This is a genomic window from Halomonas citrativorans (assembly GCF_014898005.1).
Lineage (GTDB): Bacteria > Pseudomonadota > Gammaproteobacteria > Pseudomonadales > Halomonadaceae > Vreelandella > Vreelandella citrativorans.
In genome coordinates this window covers 50,928-72,060 of sequence record NZ_JABUYX010000012.1, presented here as the reverse complement: position 1 = coordinate 72,060, position 21,133 = coordinate 50,928, and the positions used below count along the sequence as shown (strand labels likewise).

Sequence of the window (21,133 nt, the reverse complement as noted above, 5' to 3'; positions counted from 1 at the left end):
CTAGTGCATGGGTGGCTTTTTCGCACGTGGCGAGGCGAACATGCCGATACGGAATGATTACCCGGTGGGCTGATTAAGGGGCTGAAGCCAATTAGGAACTGAAGTAGAAGCTGAAAGTAGAAATTAAGCGTAGCAACGAACAGAGGAAAGCAGAGACTTAACCCATTAGCGCCCAGCAGAGGTGCTGGGCGCTATGATGACTACTGTAGGCACGTTAAGGCTATGCTGGTTTTCCGCAGCTACAGTTGTGACCGCAGCCCGTGGAGCCGTCTGTATGGGCAATAGCACACGCCTCGGAGCAGAATTTCTGACCATCTTTCTCAATGGATTGGTCGTCCACGGAACAATCGCATTTCGGGCAAGCACACTGTTGTTGAGCCATATTGCACCTCCTGTGTTGGTAACGTCAGCATAGACCCGGCTCCCAGTGTTATGTAATTGCGTTAGTGATTTATAGTTCCAGCTCGGCGTAGCGTTCCGCCATAAAGTCCAGCAACACGCGCACTGAGGGAAGCAACTCGCGGCGTGCAAGGTAAACCGCGTGAATCACTTCTTGGCGTAGTTCCCATTCCGGTAAGACAAGCGTCAGCTGGCCGGAATCAATGGCGCCCGGCAGCACCAGCTTGGGCATTTGCGCAATACCAATGCCTGCTAGCGTGGCATGGTAAAGGGCGGTCATGTCGGTGGTAATAAAGCGTGGCGTATGCTCAATAACCTCGATGTGTTCGTTGCGCTGTAATCGCCAAATGTGCTGCTCCATGGGCCTTGCGCGGCTGATACTGGGAAAGTGGGTAAGGTCGCTGGGCGCTTTCGGCTTCCCATAGCGGCTGAGCAGTTTCGGGCTGGCCACCAGGCACTGGCTGCTTGCTGACAGCACCTTGTGGAACAGATCGCTATCTTCAAACGGTAGAGGGCGGGCACGAATAGCAATATCAATACCTTCCGTCAGGGGGTCTACATGGCGGTTGGTGGCTTCCAGGTGAATATGTACCTGGGGGTAGAGTCTCATGAAATCCGCCAGCATCTTGCTGACATGAAAGTTAAGTAACCCGGTGGGGCAGCTAAGCCGTATGATGCCGCAAGGCCCAGACTGGCTCTCTTCAATCACCTGCTGGGCAGCCTCAACTTCTTCCAGCATGGCTTTACAGTGCAGGTAATAGCGCTGGCCGATATCGGTCATACGCAGATGCCGCGTTGAACGGTGGAGAAGCAGTACTCCTAATTGTTTTTCGAGCTCCCCAACGTGTCGGCTAAGCTTTGACTTGGCGATGCCCAAGGCGCGCCCAGCGGGTGCAAAGCCTTCGTGGTCCACCACTTGGACAAAATAGTACAGGTCGTTGAGATTGGGGATTGTCATCATCGTTCTCAAATTGAAACGGTGTGTTGTGATTTTCCCATCTAATCACCGAGCAGACGACCGTCTACACTCAGTTTTGTAAGTCGCAAGGCCAACCGGAGCTACCAATGGTGATGGCTCCATTAACTGAGTGCTAGGAGTGGATCATGTCAAAACCTTACGTTCGTCTAGATAAAGATAATGCCGCCGTATTGTTGGTTGATCATCAAGCGGGCCTGCTTTCACTGGTGCGCGACATTGAACCTGACCGTTTCAAAAATAACGTATTGGCCCTGGCTGATACAGCAAAGTACTTCGGTTTGCCCACTATCTTGACCACCAGTTTTGAAAATGGCCCTAACGGCCCGTTAATGCCTGAGTTAAAAGAGCGCTTCCCCGACGCGCCTTACATCGCTCGCCCTGGCCAAATTAACGCGTGGGACAACGAAGATTTCGTTAAGGCCGTTAAAGCGACCGGTAAAAAGCAGCTGATTATCGCGGGCATCGTTACCGAAGTGTGTGTTGCCTTTCCGGCACTTTCTGCCCTGGAAGAAGAGTTTGACGTGTTCGTGATCACCGATGCATCCGGCACCTTTAATGCCATGACGCGCGATGCTGCCTGGGACCGTATGTCAGGCGCCGGTGCGCAAATGATGAGCTGGTTTGGCGCGGCGTGTGAGCTTCACCGCGACTGGCGCAATGATGTTGAAGGCCTAGGTACCTTGTTCGCTAACCACATCCCCGATTATCGCAACCTGATGAACAGCTACAGCACGCTGACAAGCAAGTAATCACGAGTAACCACTGGCGGCTGAATCTGTCGCCAGTGGCTTCTCTCACCTAGGGCAGCAAGGCATGTTTATCTTCATCGATAACGGTTACTACGCCATAAAACATAACGATAAAGCCGGGCCGCCTTGCCTACGCTATTTTTGAGGAGTGCAGCACATGAGTTGGATGCCGACGATTGAACCCCAATGCCCATCAGCGGGTGGTCTGAAGGATATCGAGACGCTGATTATTCCCCGTGCGCGTGACTTGGGCGGCTTTGAAGTGCGCCGCGCATTGCCTGCGCCCAAGCGGCAGATGGTCGGCCCGTTTATTTTCTTCGATCAAATGGGGCCTGCCGAGTTCTTAACGGAAGGTGGAATCGATGTTCGCCCTCATCCGCATATCGGCCTGGCCACCGTTACGTACCTTTATAAGGGGGAATTTCAGCACCGTGATAGCCTGGGCACCAACCAAATGATCTATCCAGGAGAGGTCAACTGGATGGTGGCCGGCAATGGCGTGACGCATTCAGAGCGCACCAGCCCCATTACCCGTCGGCAGCCAACCCATTCGCTGTTTGGCATTCAAACCTGGGTAGCGCTGCCTGAAGAACACGAAGATAAACCCGCCACTTTTGAGCACCAGGGCCAGGACGCACTGCCGCTACTGCAGGGTGAAGGCAAAGAGGTGCGCTTGATTCTAGGCACGGCGTGGGGTGAGAAAGCGCCCGTACAGACCTTCTCGGACATGTTTTATGCCGATGCTAGCTTGATGCCGGGCGCTAAATTGCCACTGCCTGATAACCATGAAGACCGAGGCGTTTATATTACCTCGGGCAGCGTGATTATCGCCGGTGAAGTGTTCGAGGAGGGCCGGATGATGGTGTTCCGCCCAGGCGACCCGATTACCGTTACGGCAGGCGAGCGCGGCGCGCGTTTAATGCTGCTGGGCGGCGAGACGCTTAACGGCCCGCGCTACGTGTCCTGGAACTTTGTCGCCTCTTCCAAAGAGAAGCTTGAAGCCGCCAAGGAAGCATGGATTGAAGGCGATTTTGAACATGGCCGCTTCCAACTGCCACCTGACGACAATAGCGAATTTGTTCCTTTCCCAGGCCAGCCGGGTAATTAAAGACCTGACTACTTTCTACCTCGTTTGAAAAAAAGCATAAAAAAGCTCGCATGAGGGAATACCTCAGCGAGCTTTTTTCACAGCGTTTTACGAGCGGCTATCGCGCAGCTTTGGGTTACAGAGTGATGACACCGATAAGGTAGCCAAAAAGCAGTAATACCAAGCTGAAGACCCACATAATGCCGAAGGAGTACCGGATATGTTTGCCCATTTCCAGCCCGGCAAGCTGTAACGCTAACCAAACGGCCGGGGCAAGCGGGCTAACAAAGGTGCCGATAATATTACCGATCACCATCGCGTACGCGGTTGAAACCGCCGGAACCCCTGCATTGCCGACCACTTCAATCACAATAGGCAAAAAGGCGAAGAAGTACGCATCGGTGCTCAGAATAAGATCAAACGGTACGCCAAAAATGCCGATCAATATATGCATATAGGGCACCACGGCTGCCGGTAGAATTGCCACGATATCCGCCGATAACTCGCTCAGCATATTGGAGCCATTAAGAATCCCGAGGAAGGTGCCCGCGGCAATAATAATGGTAGCCATAACAAGGGCATTGGGCGCATGGCGTTTGATGCTCTGCATCTGCCCATCCATTTGGGGAATGTTAACCGGTAGTGCCAAGGCAACACCGATCATAAAGATCAGCGCGGGCGGCAAAGTGTCCATGGTAAGCGCAACGACAACCGCGAATAACAGCAGCGCATTAAAGGCCATTTTCCAGCCGGGCACCTTGTCGGCGGCTGGCTGTGTTTTGAAGGTTTCCTGAATATTGGCGGTAGCGGTGTCATTCAAGGCAGCGTCAGCGTCGAGTGAAGGCAGGCGCTTGATACGACGATTTTCACGCAGGCCTAATACCACTGCCAGTGCGAGTAGAAGGACCAGTGCAAATATCTGCAGGGGAATAAGCGGGCGCCATAGCTCGCTTGGGCTCATGCCGAGTACGGAACCAATTCGGGCGAGCGGGCCCGCCCAGGGAAGCATATTCATAATGCTGGCGCCCAAACCGACCAGCAGTAACAGCAGGTAAGGGCTCATGCGTAGGCGCTGGTAGGTAGGTAGAAGTGCAGGAATGGTTAGTAGAAAAGTGGTGGCTCCGGAGCCATCCAGGTGGGCAATACTGGCAACAAGCGCGGTGGCTACGGTAATGCTAACCACATTGCCTTTGGATACTGAGAGCACCTTGCGAATAACCGGTTCAAATAGCCCCGCATCCTGAAGGATACCGAAGAACAGAATGGCAAACACAAACATGACAGCGACAGGGATAACGCGTGCGAAGCCTTGCTCATAAAACATCGCGATATCATCAATACCAAAACCGGTAACTATGGCGGCAACAATAGGCACAAGGACGAAGGCCACCAGGGGCGATACGCGTCCGCTTAACAGCATGGCTACAATAGCAGCGATAGCGGTCAGGCCCGCTAGGCTTAGCGACATTTTCAGCTCCTTGAGCGTGAATTTTCAATCCAGGATATTTCACTATTTCCTGAATTAAACTAATGGTTAATAAACTAAAGTCGCGCGGATTATGGTGACTCTGTTTTGGCTGCACAACCTAGACTTTATGCTTAGTCGTCTTGTAAACGCCGATATATAGACGAACGGTTTTGCACCAACAGAGAGACGATGAACGGCCTGGTACCTGATAACCAGGGGTTATAGGGGGCGGCTTAAGGCGAGGCCTAACTGGCTGAAATAGCGTTGAAAAGCAGTATTGATGTGCTGGCGGGCGCTGCCCTGGGGGTAAAGGCCAAGTTCGGCTTCTGGGGTGGCTTTGGTGCCTTTAACCAAAAATTGATTCTTGATCGGCGCGTCCTGCACAAAGGCTTCAAACGCGCGGGCGCATAGCTCTTCCGGTTTGCTGTAATACACTTGTCCCAGCTTGCGGTCCATGGCTACCGAGTGCTGAAAAAGCTCGCTGGGCCGCTTGCCGTCGGGTTGTAGCAGAATGGCCGTAAAGCACTCCATTAGGCGCAGGTTAAGTGGGTGCACAATAGGCGGCGCATCAGCTAGCCAGGCGGCTGATGCAAATATATCGCGAGATAGCCCTGTGAAACATTTTTGCGCAATGTAGTGATCAAAGGCATGAAACCACTCGTGAGCGATACTGCCAGGGCCTACGTTCTTAGCCAGCGCAAAGCTGCGCTGGGCGGGGTCGTAATGGGCGGCAACGCCCAGCGCAAAGCTGCGCTGGGCGGGGTCGTAATGGGCGGCAACGCCGGGCCGCCCGCCGCTGCCATACTGCAATGCCAGTGAGCCGCGTAATGACACCAGCGTTTCGGGGCCTTGTAGAATCAACATCAAATCGCACAGCGCATCATGAAACAGCTCCGCTGCACGGTCGCGCTCAGCAGGAGTCACCCAGCGGCCAATTTCGATGGAGCGAAAATCGAACTGGCGCCGAATAAGCGCAAAGCTACTGGGCTCCTGCTGGCGATGAGACGGCCCGTTGCGATAAAACGTTCGAGCGTCGATACTCACGGCGCGCTTACCTGTTGGCTATCGGTAAAAGTATTCAAGCTAGACAGCCTGAGGATTAGTGCTGAATCCTTGCCTCCCTGGCGTGAATAAAGAAGTCACGTAAACGTTTCAGAGACTCTTCATCCCAGCCGGGCGGTTCGGAAAGCGCGGCCCAGGCATCAATATAGTCTTCCGCCGCAATTTCATGGCCAAAGCCTGGCGGGGCGCTTTCGGTAGTAAGGTCTACCAATAATTGCAGCATTGTTACCACAGGATACCAGCGCAGATCGGGTGAAACATCGGGACCACGCGGTGTGTGCATCCAGTCTGGTTCACGCCAGAAAGAAGCGGGTTCAAAAAACGTAATGGGGTCGCTGGCATATTGCAGGTAGGCAATACGAAAATTTCCCCATTCTCCCGGTACTTCTTGAAGCCCCTGCGTTTGGTTCATAAAGCGCACTACCGAGCCATCGCGAAACCTGGGTAGCCAAGCTGGCGAGCCGTGATCACGGTCAGCCGTAATGCGTTTCCATGTGTCGCTTCGGAAAGGCGGGCCGGCCCATAGCGCTCCATTAAAGGGATCATCAATAATATCGTAGAGATCAAACGAAAGATCCGAGTTAAGTGCGCCCAGGCTGAGCCCAAACAGGTACAGCCGAGGGCGCTCGTCACTGGGAAGGCTGGACCAGTAATCATAGACCACTGCAAATAACGCCCGGGCATTTTCGACGCCATAATCGGCTTCAGAAATTAGCGATAGATGGCTGGGCAGATAGGAGTATTGGGCTGCTATCGTGGCAATGTCGCCGCGGTGTAGGTATTCCACTGTATCCTGCGACCCCGGGTCTATCCACCCACGCCCTGTTGGTGTTGCTAATACCAAGACAGAACGCTCGAAACCGCCCACTCGGATCAGTTCTTCCAGCGCGAGTTCGGCTCGCTCGGTAGGCGTTTCAGCAGCATTAAGACCCACATAAACGCGGACAGGGTCAGGAGCTTCTTCGCCCAGAAAGTCACCGATTTGCGCGCCGCTCGGGCCTTCGGTCACAAAGCGCCGGCCACGGCTGCCTAACGCTTCCCAGCTAATTAACGACTCTGCGCTGCCGGGCTTTAGTGGGTCTTCAGGCGGAGAAAGGTCGCTTTGCATAAGCTCATCTACCTGCTGATAAGAGCGGTCGGCCACCTTTAGCGCATACGAAAAAAGAATGCCTTCGATAACGAGCCAAAACAGCGCAATAGCGGCGATCGTGCCCAGCACATAGGCTACTCGGCGGGGCAAAATATAAGCCAACTTACGTGAAAGTAGCCGGAAGGTACGCCTAAAAAGCAGCGCCATAAGCATTAAAAACGCAAACACACCCAAGGCAATTAAGGCAATGGAGAAGGGATGTGTGCCGCTAACGGGTTCCATCTCCATTAGTTGGCGAATACTATTTTGCCATTCGGCGGCTCGCCATAAAAAAAGAGCGGCGATGCTCAGGGATACAGCGGCGGCTAACCAGTGAAAATACGTTTCCAGCCGCGCATTGGGGGCAGGTAAATGGAGGTAACGCCAAAGCCCATGCCCCATCACTCCCAACGCATAGCCTGCGGTAAAACTTAGCCCCGACACGATACCTTGCGCGATGAGTGGGCGAGGTATAAGGCTTGGCGTTAGCGAAAACGCAAAGAAGAGCGTGCCCAGTACCAGGCCCACGCCTGAAAAACGCGCAAGGCGTGAGAAGATCCACTGTTGTTGTCTGCTCAGTTCCATTGGTTATCCATGGTCGCTGTAGGCTTTGAACGAAAATCGCTAAGGCGTTGGCGCTAAGCGAGTGGCTTTCTGCTAACTTTATTCTATTTCAGGCGCAATGAACTTGCGAATAGATGGACTTTCGAACAGGTGGATATGCGCATAGGAGTGAAGCGTCATGGGTGGGGGAGGAATAAATGCTGGGTATGGAACCAGACGAAAAGAAGCCCTCGATGCGAGGGCTTCTTTTCGTCTCCTTGACCATCCATGACATCTTGCAGCTCATCCTGAGCGATCGCTTCCTTGCTAGCGGTTTCCTTGCCGCGAACACTACAGACCATAGCTAAAAGTTAATTGGTGTACAAATAATTATTGTAAAGATATTGTACGAAAACGTTTCAGAACTGATCCGATGCGCAATGGAGGCAAACTTCTGTTTAAAAAATGGCCAATGCTTGCCTGCGGGTTGGCCTTCTGCTGTGCTTAATGGCTGAATTCAGGGTTGGCTCGTTGTGGCGTAGGGCGATACCAGGCTTGAGGTTGAAAGGCGAGTTGTCCGTATTACCCATTTATCAGTAATAGTACGAAGAAATTAGTATATATTTTTGAGTTATACTTAACGTAATTGTCTTAATCAGTGGTCCCCAAAGCTTTTGTTGGTAATTTGGCGCCGTTTTTATAGTCAAGTTGTTTAATGTTTAATAAAGTTTATTTGATAATTTGCTAAGATTGAAAAGGTCTAAAGTTTAGCTTTTGTTTTATTCGGTAATTATTAACCTTGTTTGGCAGGTGCTTTTGCTTTGAAATAAAACATTTGCAGGGTGTATTAAATGTTTGTAAAAAAAGCGCTTGTTTTATCTTTTCATAACCTGGGTTAGATAACTCAGGCGCTTTAGGGTCCATTGTAGCCATATAGCGCAAGGACAGCGTATTAAGGAAGAGCAAATAAGGATATTTGTGGTACACAAGGAAGCATGAACAGGATGTTCGTGGTGTAGGATTATGGAGGAACTAATCATCCCCGGCCAGCAATGGCCGGGGTTTTTTTAATACTCTTTTGAAAAGATAGTTCGCTAATTAAGGTGTGGGTAACAGCAGCGGCATAATAAAATAAACAAACAGCGTAATCGCAATAGCGCTTACGAGGTTCATGGCAAATCCCGCTTTGGCCATTTGTTTAATAGAAATACGCCCTGTGGAAAATACAGCGGCGTTAGGCGGGGTGGATATCGGCAACATAAAGGCACACGTAGTGGCGAGAGCAACCGCCACCATTAATCCGAGCGGGTTGCCGGTCGTGATGGCTGCAGCCATGCCTGCGGTAATGGGCAGTGCCATATTTGCCGTTGCGGTATTGGAAATGATTTCCGTCAAGAACAGCATTAACAGCACCATAATTAACAGTAGCCAGAAGTAATTGACGCCATCCAGTAACTGCAGTTGCTCGCTGATCCAACCGGTCAAATCGCTGGCGATGAACGCAGCAGCGAGCGTCATACCCCCGCCCCAAAGTATAAACAAGCCCCACGGCAAGCCCTTCATATCGTCCCAAACCAGCAGGGCGCGTTTTTCGTTGTGGGCAGGAATGACAAACAACGCAATGGCGGCGGTTACCGCAATAATCGTATCGTTAATGGGCAGATCAAAAAACGGTGCCAGCCAGCCGCGTAACGCCCAGGCCAGTGCCGTTGCCACAAATACGCCCAAGACACGCCTCTCTTCCTGGCTCATGGGGCCAAGAGCCGCAAGTTCCTGGGCCACAAAATCAATCTCAAGCGGCGTATTGGGTATTTTGGTGTATATCCGAGTGAGATAGACGTACAAAATCGCCAGTAAGATCAGCGTGAGTGGCAGCGCGAAAATCATCCACTGCAAGAAGCTGATTTCTACCCCTTCAAAAAACTGCGGGATCATGGCCACTACGATGGCATTGGGCACTGAGCCGATAATGGTTGCCAGCCCGCCAATCGAGGCTGAATAAGCAACGGTTAGCAGCAAAATACGTGCAAAGCTATCGCGATGATGACGTTCAAACTGGTCGCGTTCGTCTAATTCATTGGTTAGCGCGACGGCAATAGGCAGCATCATAAGCGCTGTGGCGGCGTTGGATATCCACATGGATAAAAACGCCGAGGCAATCAAAACGCCTAATACGATGCTGCGCAGGCTGTTGCCAATGCGGTTGACGATAGACAGGGCGATGCGTCGGTGCAGATTCCAGCGCTCAATGGCAATGGCCAGAATAAACCCACCCATGTACATGTAAATAACCGGGTTGGCGTAGCCCACAACGGCTTCGTCCAACACCATCACACCGCTAAGCGGCAGTACCAACATGGGTAGAAAAGAAGTAACAGGGATAGGAACCGGCTCTGTCACCCACCAGGCGCTCATCCATACGGTTAATGCCAGCACCGTGCGGGGGGCTGGATCAATCAGCGTGTCTGGCATCAGTACCTGTATTAGTACAAAAAGAAGTGGTCCCGCTAACAGTGGTACCCAGTGGCGCCAATTTGACAATGACATTCGCATACTCGTCTCCTGACGCTATTGCATGAATTTATTGATAGTTTGCTAACAATAAGAAGCGGGCATGCTACCACTTTCGTTTATACGCCGTTGGTTGTAGATTTTTAGACTTTGGTATAAGGATGTGGAGTGCCGGCCAGCGCTGCTTTCACTCAGCGTGGTAATCAATAGCAAATTGAGAGGGTGCAAGGGTTGGGGCGTTATTTGGCGGGAAGCATAAAAAGTAACATGTCGTATTGTCAGAGTTATTGGCGTTTAATTTTTTATTTGGCTCTTATTGTGCATGAAGATTAACTATTTTTAAGTATAAGCAGCGCATAATGCCGGTGCCTACGTTGGCTATTGGCAACCATCTTTTAGAGATTAAGGACTTTTAAACTTTTCCTGCCTCAGGTTAATGTATTTGACACATTTAAGGTTCAAGGTAGGCAGTACCACAAACGGAAACGTGGTTAGGAAGAACAAGCAAGGAGTGCTTGTGGTCGCCAAGGATGCACGAACAGGACGTTCGCGAGGAAAGATTACGGAGGAACCGATAAAGCCCCAGGCAGTGATGCCTGGGGCTTTCTTATTGCAACGTGCTAATAAAACATACTAATGAAAATGAACAGCGCGGTTATTTGTCCTCGTTGTTCTCCGGTTTTGCATGTCCCTGGTGGCTAAGTGCGCTTGCTTGGTCAAGGCGCGGATGGTTATCCAAAAAATCACGCTCAAGGTTGGGCAGTTTGTCCAGCGCTTGTAGGGTATGCGTGAGCGCATGGATAGCGGCCAGTACGTCCTGGGTGTTTCCGGTTTCCGAAATGGTGTGCATATTGCGGATCGGAAAACCGATGGAGGTCGCGGCGCTGTCGATAGAGGCCAGCACGCCTGCCATGCCGTCGGTGCCTGTATCGACGCCCACCATATCGCGCTGCATCGGAATATCCTGCTCTTTGGCGGCGCTGGCGATGATGCGGTTTAACTGCTCACTGGCAATCGAACCTACCGACATGGTAAAGCCTTTGCCCATTTCCAGCGGTTGCATGCGTTTATCGCCGATACCCGGCGCGGCTACGTAGTCGTGGTTAACGTCCACGCCAATCAGCGCATCGGGTTTTAGCTCACCGGCCATTACCCGGCTACCAAAGCGGCCAATCTCTTCGTAGCTTGCAATCGCAAACATAATGCGTACGTTGTCAGTGCCGCCTGCTTCGGCGATTAACCGCGCTACTTCAGCCGTTACAAAACAGCCCAAGCCGTTGTCCAGGTAGGCGCCGTAGAAGGTGTCGGGGCTGAAGCCGGGGCGGATAGGGCGGTCAAAAATAATCGAGTCACCCGGGCGCACGCCTAAATTAAGCACTTGCTGCTTTTTATTCTCGCCGTGAATTTGCAGGTCCAGGTAGATCTGTTCTTTCTTAATGCCTTTGTCACCGGTGCGCGCTGCTGGGTCGGAAAAGTGAATGGCGCCGAGTGCTTCAACGGTGCCGCCCTCAATCGAGCGATAGCTGCCCGGTTTTTCGGGGTCTTCACTGAACAGCTTCACTTCATGGCCGATCAGCACGGAAGGTAAAAAGGAGTCGGTGTTGATCCAGATTTTACCGTCTTCACCGATAGAGCGTACCTGCATACGGATCTTGTCCGCATGGCCGATAATCATGACCTTGAACATATCATCGCGGTTAGGGTGGGTATCCAGCACCACGCCTGCGTTGCCCTTAAACTGGTGAAGGTGCCAGCTTTTGGGGGCAAATGTCTCGAAGTAGGGCTTTAAGACGCCGTAGGTCATGGCCCCTTCAAGGCCAACCGGGCTAGGCGCGGCCAGGATGTCGCGCATCAGCTTGAACTGCGCTTCGGGCATCGGTTGTGTCCAGGGTTTTGCAGTATCGCTCATCGTATCGCTCACTTACTAAGGTGGGTGTTAATCATCTCTAGTCTGCCAGATTCACGCTCAGTGTGTAGAGAAAGCCATACTGAAAACACTTATTCGTGGCGATGAATCAGCTGGCGTAGTGCACTGGTTGCCGCAGATGGTGGATGCCGCCGGCTTAATATAATGCCCAGTTCACGGCGGATAGTTGGCTCGATTAGCGGGCGATGCTCAATGCCGTCGGTAGCAATTTGCCGGAAGCTTAATGAGGGGAGAACACTGATTCCTAAGCCCGCCGCCACCATACGGCCCACCGTCGCGATCTGGCGCGCATCGCATAAAATATCCAGCCGTTCCCCCACGCTTTGCATAATGCGATCAATATCCTGACGTGAGCTGGATAGACGGTTAATGCCGATAAAAGGGTAGGCCGCCAGTTGGCTCCATGCGACTGATGACTGAGCGAGCAGCGGGTGGCCTTTGGGGAAAACTGCTACATAACTATCTTCGAGGATAGGCTCGAAAGTCAGGTCATCCGCATCATCAGGAGGCACTGATAGGCCCAGATCAGCGCGGCCTTCGCGTACCATCTGATTGATTTGGTCTGCCAGTACGTCATGAAGACTCAGATTAATGCGTGGGTAAGTCTCATGAAAGCGCTTGAGAACACAAGGGAACAGGCCAGCTGCCAACGTGGGCAGTGCTGCTACCGTCACTTTGCCGCGCTGTTTGGAAAACTGATCACTAAGATCTTCAAATGCCTCATTCCAATCATTCAGCAACCGGATAGCGACCGGCAAGAAGGCATCGCCTTCCGGTGTCAGAGTAAGCTGTCGCGCCGTACGGGCAAACAGTGCGCCGCCCACGTTATCTTCCAGTTTGCGCAGGGCAATGGAAATAGCTGGTTGGGAAAGGTGAACTCGCTCGCTGGCTTCTGCCAGGCTGCGAGAGTGAGCGACGGCAACAAATACGCGAAGCTGCTGGATGCTTGGATTCATTTATAAAGTAAAACACAAATTAAAAACTATTCAATAAACAAAAATGAAAGCCAGCCCTATTATCTTTTTTTCAATAAAAATAAATGGAAGTGAAAGATATGAATAGTAAAAACACGTTATTGAGTGCCGCTGGATTGCTAAGTTTCTGTCTGTTGACCCTTGGCGTAGTCGAGGCTAATAACGCAAGTGAGCTTCCCTGGTTAAGAATCGTGAGTGAAAAAAACTACGATGGCGAAAGTGATGATTTGGTAACGGCGGGGCTGGGTATCAGCGCGTTGATCAATGAAAATGCACCTAAGTTTCTAGATCCGTTGGCGCCCACTGCTGAAGAATTGAGGCGTAGCTCGCTTTTCACCAAAGGTACCGCGGGTTTTGGCATCACCTATGGACCCAACGTCGATGCCTCTACGGGCAGTCTGTTAAATCAAGAGTTGATAGGTGGCTCTGAAATTATTGCCTATGCCGACGATGGCAGCGGAGGCGAAAACGTTTCTCTGCTACTTCAAGTGCCTGAACATTTCGATTGGCAAACACCCTGTATTCTGGCGGTACCAGTGGCAGGCTCCGCGAGCCTGTTTCGCGATGTCGCGACCATTGGCTATTGGGGGCTGCAAAAGCAATGTGCGGTGACCTATACCGATAAAGGGCTGGGAAACGGCTTTCATGATCTTGAAACTGATACCGTGACACGCTTTGACGGCATTCATTTGCCTGCGAACGAGGCAGGGCAGGATTCGCTTTTTACCGCTGACATGACATCTGATCAACGTCACCGTTTCTTGAGTGATTACCCCCATAGAATTGCATTCAAGCATGCGCATTCGCGCCAGAACCCTGATGCTTCTTGGGGGCAGGATGTGCTGCGTTCCATACAGTTTGCCCTTTTTCAGTTAAATCAGATAAGACCTGACGAAGCAAATGAGCTGGACGCTGCTAATACCATGGTAATGGTTGCTGGTAATTCAAATGGCGGCGGTGCTGCTTTATATGCCGGCGAGAGCGACCGGGAAGGGTTGATCGACGGCATTGTGGCAGCCCAACCGCAAGTGCAGCTTCAACCCGATGAGCGTGTTTCAGTCGTCAGGGGGGAGCGAACGATGACGGGAACAGGGCGTTCTCTAATGGACTACTTTACTTACGCGATTCTCTATCAGCCTTGTGCGGCAGTCGCAACGCCTGACGCCCCCATGAGGCAGACTATTACGCAAGCGGAACAGCGCTGCCAAAGTTTGAAAGAACGCGGGCTACTGCATGCCGAAACACTGTCGGCACAAGGGTATGAGGCGTTGGAAAACTTGCAGATGTACGGCTGGGAGCCCGAGTCCGGCCTTCTACACGCATCGCACTATGCAATAGCGCCTACCGCCACCGCCGTTAAATATGCAAGCTCCCATGGGCGCTTTGGGGTGGAAGAACGCTTATGTAGGTATAGCTTTGCCTCTGTTGATGAACATGGCACGCCCCGAGCAGTACCGCGGGAGGAGCTAGCGGTTATTTTTTCCACGGCGCCGGGCGGTGCTCCCGCTGGATCGGTTGATATCATAAACGATGCAAACCCCGGCGGCCCTATGAAGGATTCGCTATCGAGCTCTCCAAGCAGCGGACGTCAGGATTACAATTTGGATGGTGCCCTTTGTCTACGTGAATTGATAGTAGGCGACTCTGAGGATGCTTTACGTGTACAGGCGGGCATCGCAGATGTTCAAGGCAGCGCTAATTTAGGAGGAATTAGTACAATTATCGTGCATGGTAGGTCTGATGCGCGTGTGCCCGTTGGCTTTACTTCGCGCCCCTATCTGGCACTCAATTCCCTAACGGATCCTCAGCCTAACGTGCACCTTTACGAGCTAACCAACGTTGAGCATTTTGGCGCAAAGCTACCTGGTTATGCCGAGAATTTTGTGCCGATTCAGCCGTACCATATAGAGGCGTTAGAAATAATGTATGACCATCTTCGCCATGGTACACCGCTTCCACCTAGTCAGGTGATTCGGCCTGTGCCGGGCGAAAATAGCGGATCAGGAAACCTGCAGCAGCCCGGAATTCTTATGCAGCCTCAAGCAGGCGATATTATTCATACTCGCGAGGGGCACGTAACCATACCCGATTAAATCACGCCGCCATGGTACTAGCGCGTATTAACAAGCCTGCTTAAAAGGTTTTATAAAACAAAACAAAAGGCAAAAAATATTCAATATACAAAACTGAAAGCCAGCGCCATTCTTGAATTAGCCGCAGCTAACCACTGCACGGCAGAAAGACAATCCACACTAAAATAACAACGGCTCGTAAGCGGGCCTTGGAGACGCAATGAAAACGCTACTTACCGCCATAGTGGCCAGCGCCGCTGTGTTGACTGCTGCTACTTCACACGCCGATGAACGCTTGTTGATTGGCTCTACTTCTAGCTCTTCCAGCCACTACAGTTACTTTGTCGCGATTAACCAGATCATTAATAACCAGGTCGAAGGGGTGAGCTCCTCCGTCGCGGAGACAGGTGCAGCGGTGGATAACCTGCGCCGCTTGGGCCGCAATCAGATTGATATGGGCTTAGTGACTACCAACATCGGGTATCACGCCTATGCCGGTGAAGAAGATTTTGAAGGTCGCCCTGTCGATAGCCGTTTGCTATGGGTATACACCGTGGCGCCGCAAAACGCCGTTATGCGTCAAGATGCCAATGTAGCCACGCTTTCTGACCTAAACGGTGTGCGTTTCAATCCCGGTATCACCGGCTCAGCAACAGAGAAAACCACCGAAGCCGTTATGCGCACGTTAGGTATTGAACCAGAGTACGTGCGTGGCTCCACTACCGATATGGTAGATGCCATGAAAGACGGCCGGGTCATGGGTTCCGTCAAGTCAGGTGTTGGCGAACGGCTTGATGGCTCGACCATGGATATCGCTACGTTCACACCCATCAACGTGTTGTCGCTTGATGAAGAACAAGCCGACATGTTGCGCAGTGAAATGCTCGACATTGCGATTGTCGATATTCCTGAAGGAGCGGCAGACGGTATTTCTGCTTATACCACTTGGGCATTTGGTGTCGCCGTCCATGCCCACCCGGATATGGATGAAGAGACGGCCTATCAAATTGTTAAGGCGGTAATGGAAAATCCTGATCCGCAGGTCAACGCATTTTCAGCTATGCGCGACGCTGATATCGCCAAGATGACCCTGGAGGTGGGCACCGTGCCGTTGCATGCAGGGGCTGCCCGCTATTTTGAAGAACAGGGGTATGACCTCCCCGATGCCTTGCAGCCTGTTGAATAAGGCTAATCGGAGAGCATGATCATGCGCGAGACAGTTACCAAAGGTTTAGCACTTATACTGGGTGGGCTAATCCTTTACACCTCCGCCACTGGGCCGTTTGAAAGTTTGATTCAGCGGAGTATCTTTCTCGCGCTGGTTATTCTGCTTGGACTTGCCGTTTATCCGTTAGGAGAAGGGAAACGCTGGCGCCCCCTAGGGCTTGCGGTAGATATCTTTCTGGCGGTCGGTGTAGTGGCAGCCTGCAGTTACGTAGCAATGAACTATGAGCAAATTCTGGTCGAGCTGCCCTGGGCTACGCCCCGCGATATGCTGCTGACCAGCGTACTGCTGGTGGCTATTCTCGAACTTTCGCGCCGGGCGATCGGGGTTATCTTTCCATTATTGGTGATAGCGGGATTAGCTTACGCATGGTTAGGGTCTGCCATTCCTGGGCCACTTGGTCACCGTGGGTTTGATCCTTACTACATGACGGAAACCATCTTCCTCGGCGATTTAGGCGTTTGGGGCATGTTGGTAGGGGTGGCCGCCACAACGATTGCGGCTTTCGTTCTGTTTGGCTGCTTGCTGCTGCATACCGGGGGCGGTACGACCTTTATGGATTTAGCCCTGCGTATTAGCGGTCGCTCGCCGGGCGGTGCTGCCAAAGTCGCTACCGTTGCTTCCGGGCTATTCGGCATGGTTAGCGGTAGTGCGGTGGCTAATGTGGCCACCACGGGAAATTTCACGATTCCCATGATGAAGCGTTTGAACTACCCCCGACCGTTTGCGGCCGGTGTCGAAGCAGTCGCCTCAACCGGCGGGCAAATTGCGCCGCCTATTTTGGGCGCAGCAGCGTTTATCATGGCCGAGATTTTAGGTGAAAGTTACCTGCGGATTGCGCTAGCCGCTTTGCTGCCGGCCATTCTGTTTTATCTGGGCGTGTTTATTACTATCCATTTAGTGGCCAAGCGCCGCCAGTTGCAGGTAGTGCCTGGTGAAGAGCTACCGAGCTGGTCAGATGTGCTGCGACCTGAGCGTATTATTCCTATCTTGGCCGCTTTAGGTGGACTGTTTTACGGTGTGCTGAGTGGTCGCTCGATCCAGATGGCAGCGTTCTACGGCATCTTGATGACAGTACTTACCTTTGTACCATTTGCACTGCTTGCCAAGCGGCCGCTGCGTGAAATTATTAGCAAACTCATCAGCGGATTAGTTGATGCGGGCAAGGGCATGGTGATTATCGGCGTACTACTGGCAGGTGCGCAGATACTGGTCGCGATGATTGGGATGACGGGCATTGGTGTGACGCTGGCAAGCTTGATTGTCAACGTGGGTGGCGAATCGCTTTTCCTGGTCGCTTTTATTGTTGGCGGCGTGTGCCTGATTTTGGGCATGGGCATTCCAACAACTGCCGCTTACGTACTGGTGGCTTCGGTATTGGCACCTGCGCTAACGGCCATTGGTGTTGAGCCGCTCATTGCTCATCTGTTTGTTTTCTATTTCGCAACCCTTTCGGTCATTACCCCGCCTGTCTGTATTGCTGTGTTTGTAGCTTCAGGTATTGCTGGTACCAACTGGCTACCGGCAGCCGGTGAGTCGGTGCGCTTGGCGGCGGCTATTTATGTGATTCCTTTCTTGCTGCTGATTTATCCCGCCTTGGCAGGGTTTGGCTCGGCCTTGGATATCGTTCTGGCGAGCTGTCAGGGGATGGTATTTGTGGTGGCTTTTGCGGCGCTTATGTCGCGCGTGGCAATGACAGGCAAGCGCTTTATTGATGTTGTAGCGCTTGTGGTGGTCATTGGCCTTGCGCTGACGCCGGGCTGGCTCTCAACGCTTGCGGCGTTAGCACTCATTGTCGGGCTATTTCTTCGCCGCCGTTCCCTGCTTGATGATACGCCTGGGTCTGTTGCCAGTAGGCATCAAACTCTTCAAACCAAGGAGACACACCGATGAGTTTTTTACTAGGTAGCGGCGCGGGATTTTCTGGTGACCGTACCGACGCGGCTGTGGCAGTGGTAGTGGAGTTGATCAAGCGTCAGCAGCCGTCCGCCTTGGTGTTTGAAACCCTGGGTGAGCGCACCTTGGCCGCCGCCCATCGGGCCATGCGTGAGGATCCAGAGAGCGGGTTTGAACCTCTGTTAGATGAGCTGTTGGCCCCGGTGCTGCGCGACTGCTTGGATCATAATATCCAGATTTTAGGCAACTTTGGTGCTGCGAACCCGCAGGGTGCCTGCCAAGTGATTGCTGACTTAGCCGCGCAGCTGGGGCGTCGTAATGTACGAATTGCCCAGGTACATGGCGACGATATTCGTGACCAGTTGCATCGCCTGGACTTGCAACGATGGGAAGCTGAACGCCTTGATATGCCGGACGATAACGCCTTGATTTCCGCCAATGTCTATTTGGGCGCTAAGGCGCTGGCGGAGGCATTGGCGATGCAGGCGGATGTCGTCGTTACCGGGCGTGTCGCGGACCCTGCGCTGTTTTTAGCGCCGCTCATGAATCACTTCAACTGGCGCTGGGATGATTGGGACCGCTTGGCTTGCGGCATGATGGCCGGGCATTTAGCCGAGTGCGGTGCTCAGGTGAGTGGGGGCTATTTTGCTGACCCCGGATTTAAAGACGTGGAAGGGCTCGCCACGGTGGGCTACCCGATCATCGAAGTAGAGCAGGATGGCCGCCTGATAATTACTAAGCCCACGGGCACCGGTGGCTGCGTCACGGAACAAACGGTGAAAGAGCAGCTGCTCTACGAGGTTCACGATCCGGCTAACTACCTGACCCCGGATGTCACGGTGGATCTCTCTTGTGCTGAGGTGCACCAACTGGGAGAAAATCGTGTCGCGGTAACCGGAATTCGAGGTAAGCCTGCACCTGAGCGTTTGAAAACTACCGTTTGCTACGATGGCGGTTGGCAAGGCGAGGCGGAAATTTCCTATGCAGGCCCAAATGCGCTGGCGCGGGCCCAGTTGGCAGCACAGGTGCTGCGTGAACGGTTGGTATTTCGCGCTCCTGCGGAGCTACGTACGCGTCTGGATATTATTGGTCTGGCCAGCGTGTTTGATAGTGACAGCGGTAACTTGCAGCGTAATGCAGCAGGTATCTCCGGTGGTGATTACCGGTTGCGGCTCGCGGCCGAGCATAGCGAGCGCCGCTGGGTAACGCGGGCCACGCAAGAGTTGTTAGCGCTTTACTGCGCCGGGCCCGCTGGTGGTGGCGGTGTACGTCGTCAGTTTCAGCGGCGGGTTTTTACTGCGTCCTATTTAGTAAAGCGTAGCGATATCCACGCTCATGCCAGTCTATTTGAGTCGTCGGCGCTCGGCCAAATTAGGAGTGAACGTTATGTTGCAAGCTGAAAGCCCTTTATCCATGGAGCATGCGCCTACTTCTGTGATGCTCCATCAATTAGCCCACGCCCGTGCTGGTGACAAGGGTGAACGTCTTAATGTGGCGCTGTTTGCCTATGACATTGATGACTACGCAACTTTGTTGGAACAGGTGACAGAGGCGCGCGTGCTGTCACTTTTTTCCCACCGCGGGGCCAGCCGTGTGCGACGCTACCCACTACCCAACTTGGCAGGCATGAACTTCGTGATTGATGACGTGCTCCAGGGAGGGGTTAATGGCGCCCTTAATTTGGACGGGCATGGCAAAACGCTGTCCTTCTTGTTGCTTAGCCTGGAGATCAATCGATAGCAGAAGATAGCAAGACCCCGACCTAAGTGGTCATGACGGGCTAACTGAAATCCCTTACTATGCTGCTAATGTATGCATGCTAATCAATGTAATGGTGAGTAATGGGCATTAATGGAGTCGTTTGATGACCCCAGCCACGCTAGGTTCCCAACGATTTAAAGTGCTACTGGCGGGCGTTTGCAGTCAGCTTTTGTGTGTTGGCATCGCCCGCTTTGCCTATACGCCATTGCTGCCGATCATGCAGCAGCACACCTGGATGGGCGACGCGGATGGTGGCTGGCTAGCGGCGCTTAATTACGCGGGCTATATGCTGGGCGCGGTGCTGGCCGCCTCGATTCGCAGTATTTACATCAAAGACACGCTTTACCGTATTGGCCTGGTGCTGGCGGTGCTGACAACCGTGGGCATGGCTCTTACGGAGAACTTCTGGCTATGGGCGGCGCTGCGTTTTTTGGCGGGGCTTTCCAGCAGTGCGGCCATGCTTTTGGCGTCTGGGCTGATCCTTCACTGGTTGATGAACCATCACCAGCGGGGAGAGCTGGGGATTCATTTTGCGGGGCTGGGGTTAGGCATTGTACTGGCTGCTGTGGCGGTAGAGTTAATGCTGGCGTTCTCGCTTGACTGGCAAAGCCAGTGGTGGATTTTTGGCGTATTGGGCGCGGTGCTGTTGGTGCCTGCCTGGCGATGTCTGCCACGCCCGGTAAGGCCGGTTGCAGGTGCGCATCACAAAGCATTGCCTGCCGCCAAGCCGCCTTCGCGTACCTTTATGCGCTTAATGTTGCCCGCCTATTTTTGTGCCGGGTATGGCTATGTGATTAACGCCACGTTTATTGTCACCATCGTGGAGCGCGAGCCGCTGCTTGCGGGCGCGGGTAACTGGACCTTTGCTGTGGTCGGTTTAGCGGCCGCACCTGCCGTTATGCTGTGGGATTTGGTGGCGCGGAGGCTTGGCTATTTGGGGGCGCTGGTGGTGGCCATGTCGATCCAGGCCGTGGGAATTGTATTGCCTGCTATCTCCTCAAACCTGGTGGTGGTGTTGCTCAGCGCGGTGCTATACGGCGGCACTTTTCTAGGCTGCGTGAGTTTGGTGCTGACCATGGCTGGCAGGCTTTACCCGGCAAGCCCTGCGCGTTTAATGGGCCAAATGACGCTGGCGTATGGCGCCGCGCAGATCTTTGCACCCGCCTTAACCGGCATGCTGGCTGAGGCCTCGGGCCACTATACCGTGGGCCTTTGGCTGGCCGGTGGCTTTGTCATGTTGGGGGCGGTGCTATTGGTGTGGCTGCGATGCGTGGACCAAACTGCTCAGCGGCTGGATGCCGAGGCGCAAGCGCTGTCTGTAATGCGCTAATTGAAGCGCTAAGTGATGAGC

Annotated in this window: 16 protein-coding genes; 8 read left to right on the top strand and 8 right to left on the bottom strand. The window is 52.9% G+C overall.

The genetic code is table 11. The features are described from left to right. Positions 1 to 220: 220 nt before the first annotated feature. Both INT20_RS11995 and INT20_RS11990 read right to left on the bottom strand, forming a co-directional pair. Entirely contained in the window at positions 221 to 382 is a 162-nt protein-coding gene (locus INT20_RS11995) for a metallothionein (RefSeq protein ID WP_193053101.1), read from the bottom strand. Positions 383 to 451: 69 nt separating this feature from the next. Beyond that, positions 452 to 1,360: a LysR substrate-binding domain-containing protein gene (locus INT20_RS11990; protein ID WP_226912157.1), complete on the bottom strand. Its 909-nt coding sequence runs from the start codon at positions 1,358 to 1,360 to the stop codon at positions 452 to 454. A 143-nt stretch (positions 1,361 to 1,503) separates the two neighbouring features. Here INT20_RS11990 and ycaC point away from each other — a divergent pair, with 143 nt between their 5' ends. Both ycaC and INT20_RS11980 read left to right on the top strand, forming a co-directional pair. Beyond that, complete coding sequence (gene ycaC / locus INT20_RS11985) at positions 1,504 to 2,127, top strand: isochorismate family cysteine hydrolase YcaC (protein ID WP_193053100.1); 624 nt, start codon at positions 1,504 to 1,506, stop codon at positions 2,125 to 2,127. Between the two features lie 157 nt (positions 2,128 to 2,284). Beyond that, a complete protein-coding gene (locus tag INT20_RS11980) occupies positions 2,285 to 3,235 on the top strand; it encodes a pirin family protein (RefSeq protein ID WP_192528637.1) in 951 nt (316 codons plus the stop codon). 115 nt (positions 3,236 to 3,350) lie between these two features. On the opposite strand, the gene INT20_RS11975 is transcribed toward INT20_RS11980, so the two are convergent. The 6 genes from INT20_RS11975 to INT20_RS11950 form a co-directional block, all read right to left on the bottom strand. After that, positions 3,351 to 4,682: a CitMHS family transporter gene (locus INT20_RS11975; protein ID WP_192528636.1), complete on the bottom strand. Its 1,332-nt coding sequence runs from the start codon at positions 4,680 to 4,682 to the stop codon at positions 3,351 to 3,353. 219 nt (positions 4,683 to 4,901) lie between these two features. Continuing rightward, entirely contained in the window at positions 4,902 to 5,726 is an 825-nt protein-coding gene (locus INT20_RS11970; RefSeq protein ID WP_193056982.1) for an LPD1 domain-containing protein, read from the bottom strand. 55 nt (positions 5,727 to 5,781) lie between these two features. Continuing rightward, entirely contained in the window at positions 5,782 to 7,458 is a 1,677-nt protein-coding gene (locus INT20_RS11965; RefSeq protein ID WP_193053098.1) for an alpha/beta hydrolase, read from the bottom strand. Between the two features lie 1,056 nt (positions 7,459 to 8,514). Beyond that, positions 8,515 to 9,963, bottom strand: coding sequence for an SLC13 family permease (locus tag INT20_RS11960; RefSeq protein ID WP_226912156.1), 1,449 nt, complete (start codon positions 9,961 to 9,963; stop codon positions 8,515 to 8,517). 619 nt (positions 9,964 to 10,582) lie between these two features. Next, the gene (locus INT20_RS11955) at positions 10,583 to 11,836 is read right to left on the bottom strand and encodes a M20/M25/M40 family metallo-hydrolase (protein WP_193053096.1); all 1,254 of its coding nucleotides are present in this window, start codon (positions 11,834 to 11,836) and stop codon (positions 10,583 to 10,585) included. Positions 11,837 to 11,925: 89 nt separating this feature from the next. Beyond that, positions 11,926 to 12,810 carry a LysR family transcriptional regulator gene (locus INT20_RS11950; RefSeq protein ID WP_193053095.1) on the bottom strand — a complete coding sequence of 295 codons (885 nt, stop codon included), beginning with the start codon at positions 12,808 to 12,810 and terminating at the stop codon, positions 11,926 to 11,928. 98 nt (positions 12,811 to 12,908) lie between these two features. Here INT20_RS11950 and INT20_RS11945 point away from each other — a divergent pair, with 98 nt between their 5' ends. From INT20_RS11945 to INT20_RS11920, 6 genes are all read left to right on the top strand, one after another. Further along, on the top strand, positions 12,909 to 14,921 hold the full coding sequence (locus tag INT20_RS11945; protein ID WP_193053094.1) for a 3-hydroxybutyrate oligomer hydrolase family protein: 2,013 nt from the start codon (positions 12,909 to 12,911) through the stop codon (positions 14,919 to 14,921). Positions 14,922 to 15,120: 199 nt separating this feature from the next. Beyond that, positions 15,121 to 16,086: a TAXI family TRAP transporter solute-binding subunit gene (locus INT20_RS11940; protein ID WP_193053093.1), complete on the top strand. Its 966-nt coding sequence runs from the start codon at positions 15,121 to 15,123 to the stop codon at positions 16,084 to 16,086. A gap of 21 nt (positions 16,087 to 16,107) precedes the next feature. Further along, entirely contained in the window at positions 16,108 to 18,018 is a 1,911-nt protein-coding gene (locus tag INT20_RS11935) for a TRAP transporter permease (protein WP_226912155.1), read from the top strand. Continuing rightward, complete coding sequence (locus INT20_RS11930; protein WP_193053091.1) at positions 18,015 to 19,421, top strand: acyclic terpene utilization AtuA family protein; 1,407 nt, start codon at positions 18,015 to 18,017, stop codon at positions 19,419 to 19,421. Before INT20_RS11935 ends, INT20_RS11930 begins: the two co-directional genes overlap by 4 nt. After that, the gene (locus tag INT20_RS11925; protein ID WP_193053090.1) at positions 19,408 to 19,761 is read left to right on the top strand and encodes an AtuA-related protein; all 354 of its coding nucleotides are present in this window, start codon (positions 19,408 to 19,410) and stop codon (positions 19,759 to 19,761) included. Before INT20_RS11930 ends, INT20_RS11925 begins: the two co-directional genes overlap by 14 nt. Positions 19,762 to 19,885: 124 nt before the next feature. Next, on the top strand, positions 19,886 to 21,112 hold the full coding sequence (locus INT20_RS11920; RefSeq protein WP_193053089.1) for a YbfB/YjiJ family MFS transporter: 1,227 nt from the start codon (positions 19,886 to 19,888) through the stop codon (positions 21,110 to 21,112). Positions 21,113 to 21,133 lie beyond the last annotated feature (21 nt).

What these genes read in the sequence shown, in the direction of transcription:
- INT20_RS11960 (WP_226912156.1), bottom strand. Translation starts at nt 9,963, where the DNA reads ATGTCATTGTCAAATTGGCGCCACTGGGTACCACTGTTAGCGGGACCA.
- INT20_RS11935 (WP_226912155.1), top strand. Translation starts at nt 16,108, where the DNA reads ATGCGCGAGACAGTTACCAAAGGTTTAGCACTTATACTGGGTGGGCTA.
- INT20_RS11980 (WP_192528637.1), top strand. Translation starts at nt 2,285, where the DNA reads ATGAGTTGGATGCCGACGATTGAACCCCAATGCCCATCAGCGGGTGGT.
- INT20_RS11945 (WP_193053094.1), top strand. Translation starts at nt 12,909, where the DNA reads ATGAATAGTAAAAACACGTTATTGAGTGCCGCTGGATTGCTAAGTTTC.
- INT20_RS11925 (WP_193053090.1), top strand. Translation starts at nt 19,408, where the DNA reads ATGTTGCAAGCTGAAAGCCCTTTATCCATGGAGCATGCGCCTACTTCT.
- INT20_RS11990 (WP_226912157.1), bottom strand. Translation starts at nt 1,360, where the DNA reads ATGATGACAATCCCCAATCTCAACGACCTGTACTATTTTGTCCAAGTG.
- INT20_RS11930 (WP_193053091.1), top strand. Translation starts at nt 18,015, where the DNA reads ATGAGTTTTTTACTAGGTAGCGGCGCGGGATTTTCTGGTGACCGTACC.
- ycaC (WP_193053100.1), top strand. Translation starts at nt 1,504, where the DNA reads ATGTCAAAACCTTACGTTCGTCTAGATAAAGATAATGCCGCCGTATTG.
- INT20_RS11975 (WP_192528636.1), bottom strand. Translation starts at nt 4,682, where the DNA reads ATGTCGCTAAGCCTAGCGGGCCTGACCGCTATCGCTGCTATTGTAGCC.
- INT20_RS11965 (WP_193053098.1), bottom strand. Translation starts at nt 7,458, where the DNA reads ATGGAACTGAGCAGACAACAACAGTGGATCTTCTCACGCCTTGCGCGT.
- INT20_RS11920 (WP_193053089.1), top strand. Translation starts at nt 19,886, where the DNA reads ATGACCCCAGCCACGCTAGGTTCCCAACGATTTAAAGTGCTACTGGCG.
- INT20_RS11995 (WP_193053101.1), bottom strand. Translation starts at nt 382, where the DNA reads ATGGCTCAACAACAGTGTGCTTGCCCGAAATGCGATTGTTCCGTGGAC.
- INT20_RS11955 (WP_193053096.1), bottom strand. Translation starts at nt 11,836, where the DNA reads ATGAGCGATACTGCAAAACCCTGGACACAACCGATGCCCGAAGCGCAG.
- INT20_RS11940 (WP_193053093.1), top strand. Translation starts at nt 15,121, where the DNA reads ATGAAAACGCTACTTACCGCCATAGTGGCCAGCGCCGCTGTGTTGACT.
- INT20_RS11950 (WP_193053095.1), bottom strand. Translation starts at nt 12,810, where the DNA reads ATGAATCCAAGCATCCAGCAGCTTCGCGTATTTGTTGCCGTCGCTCAC.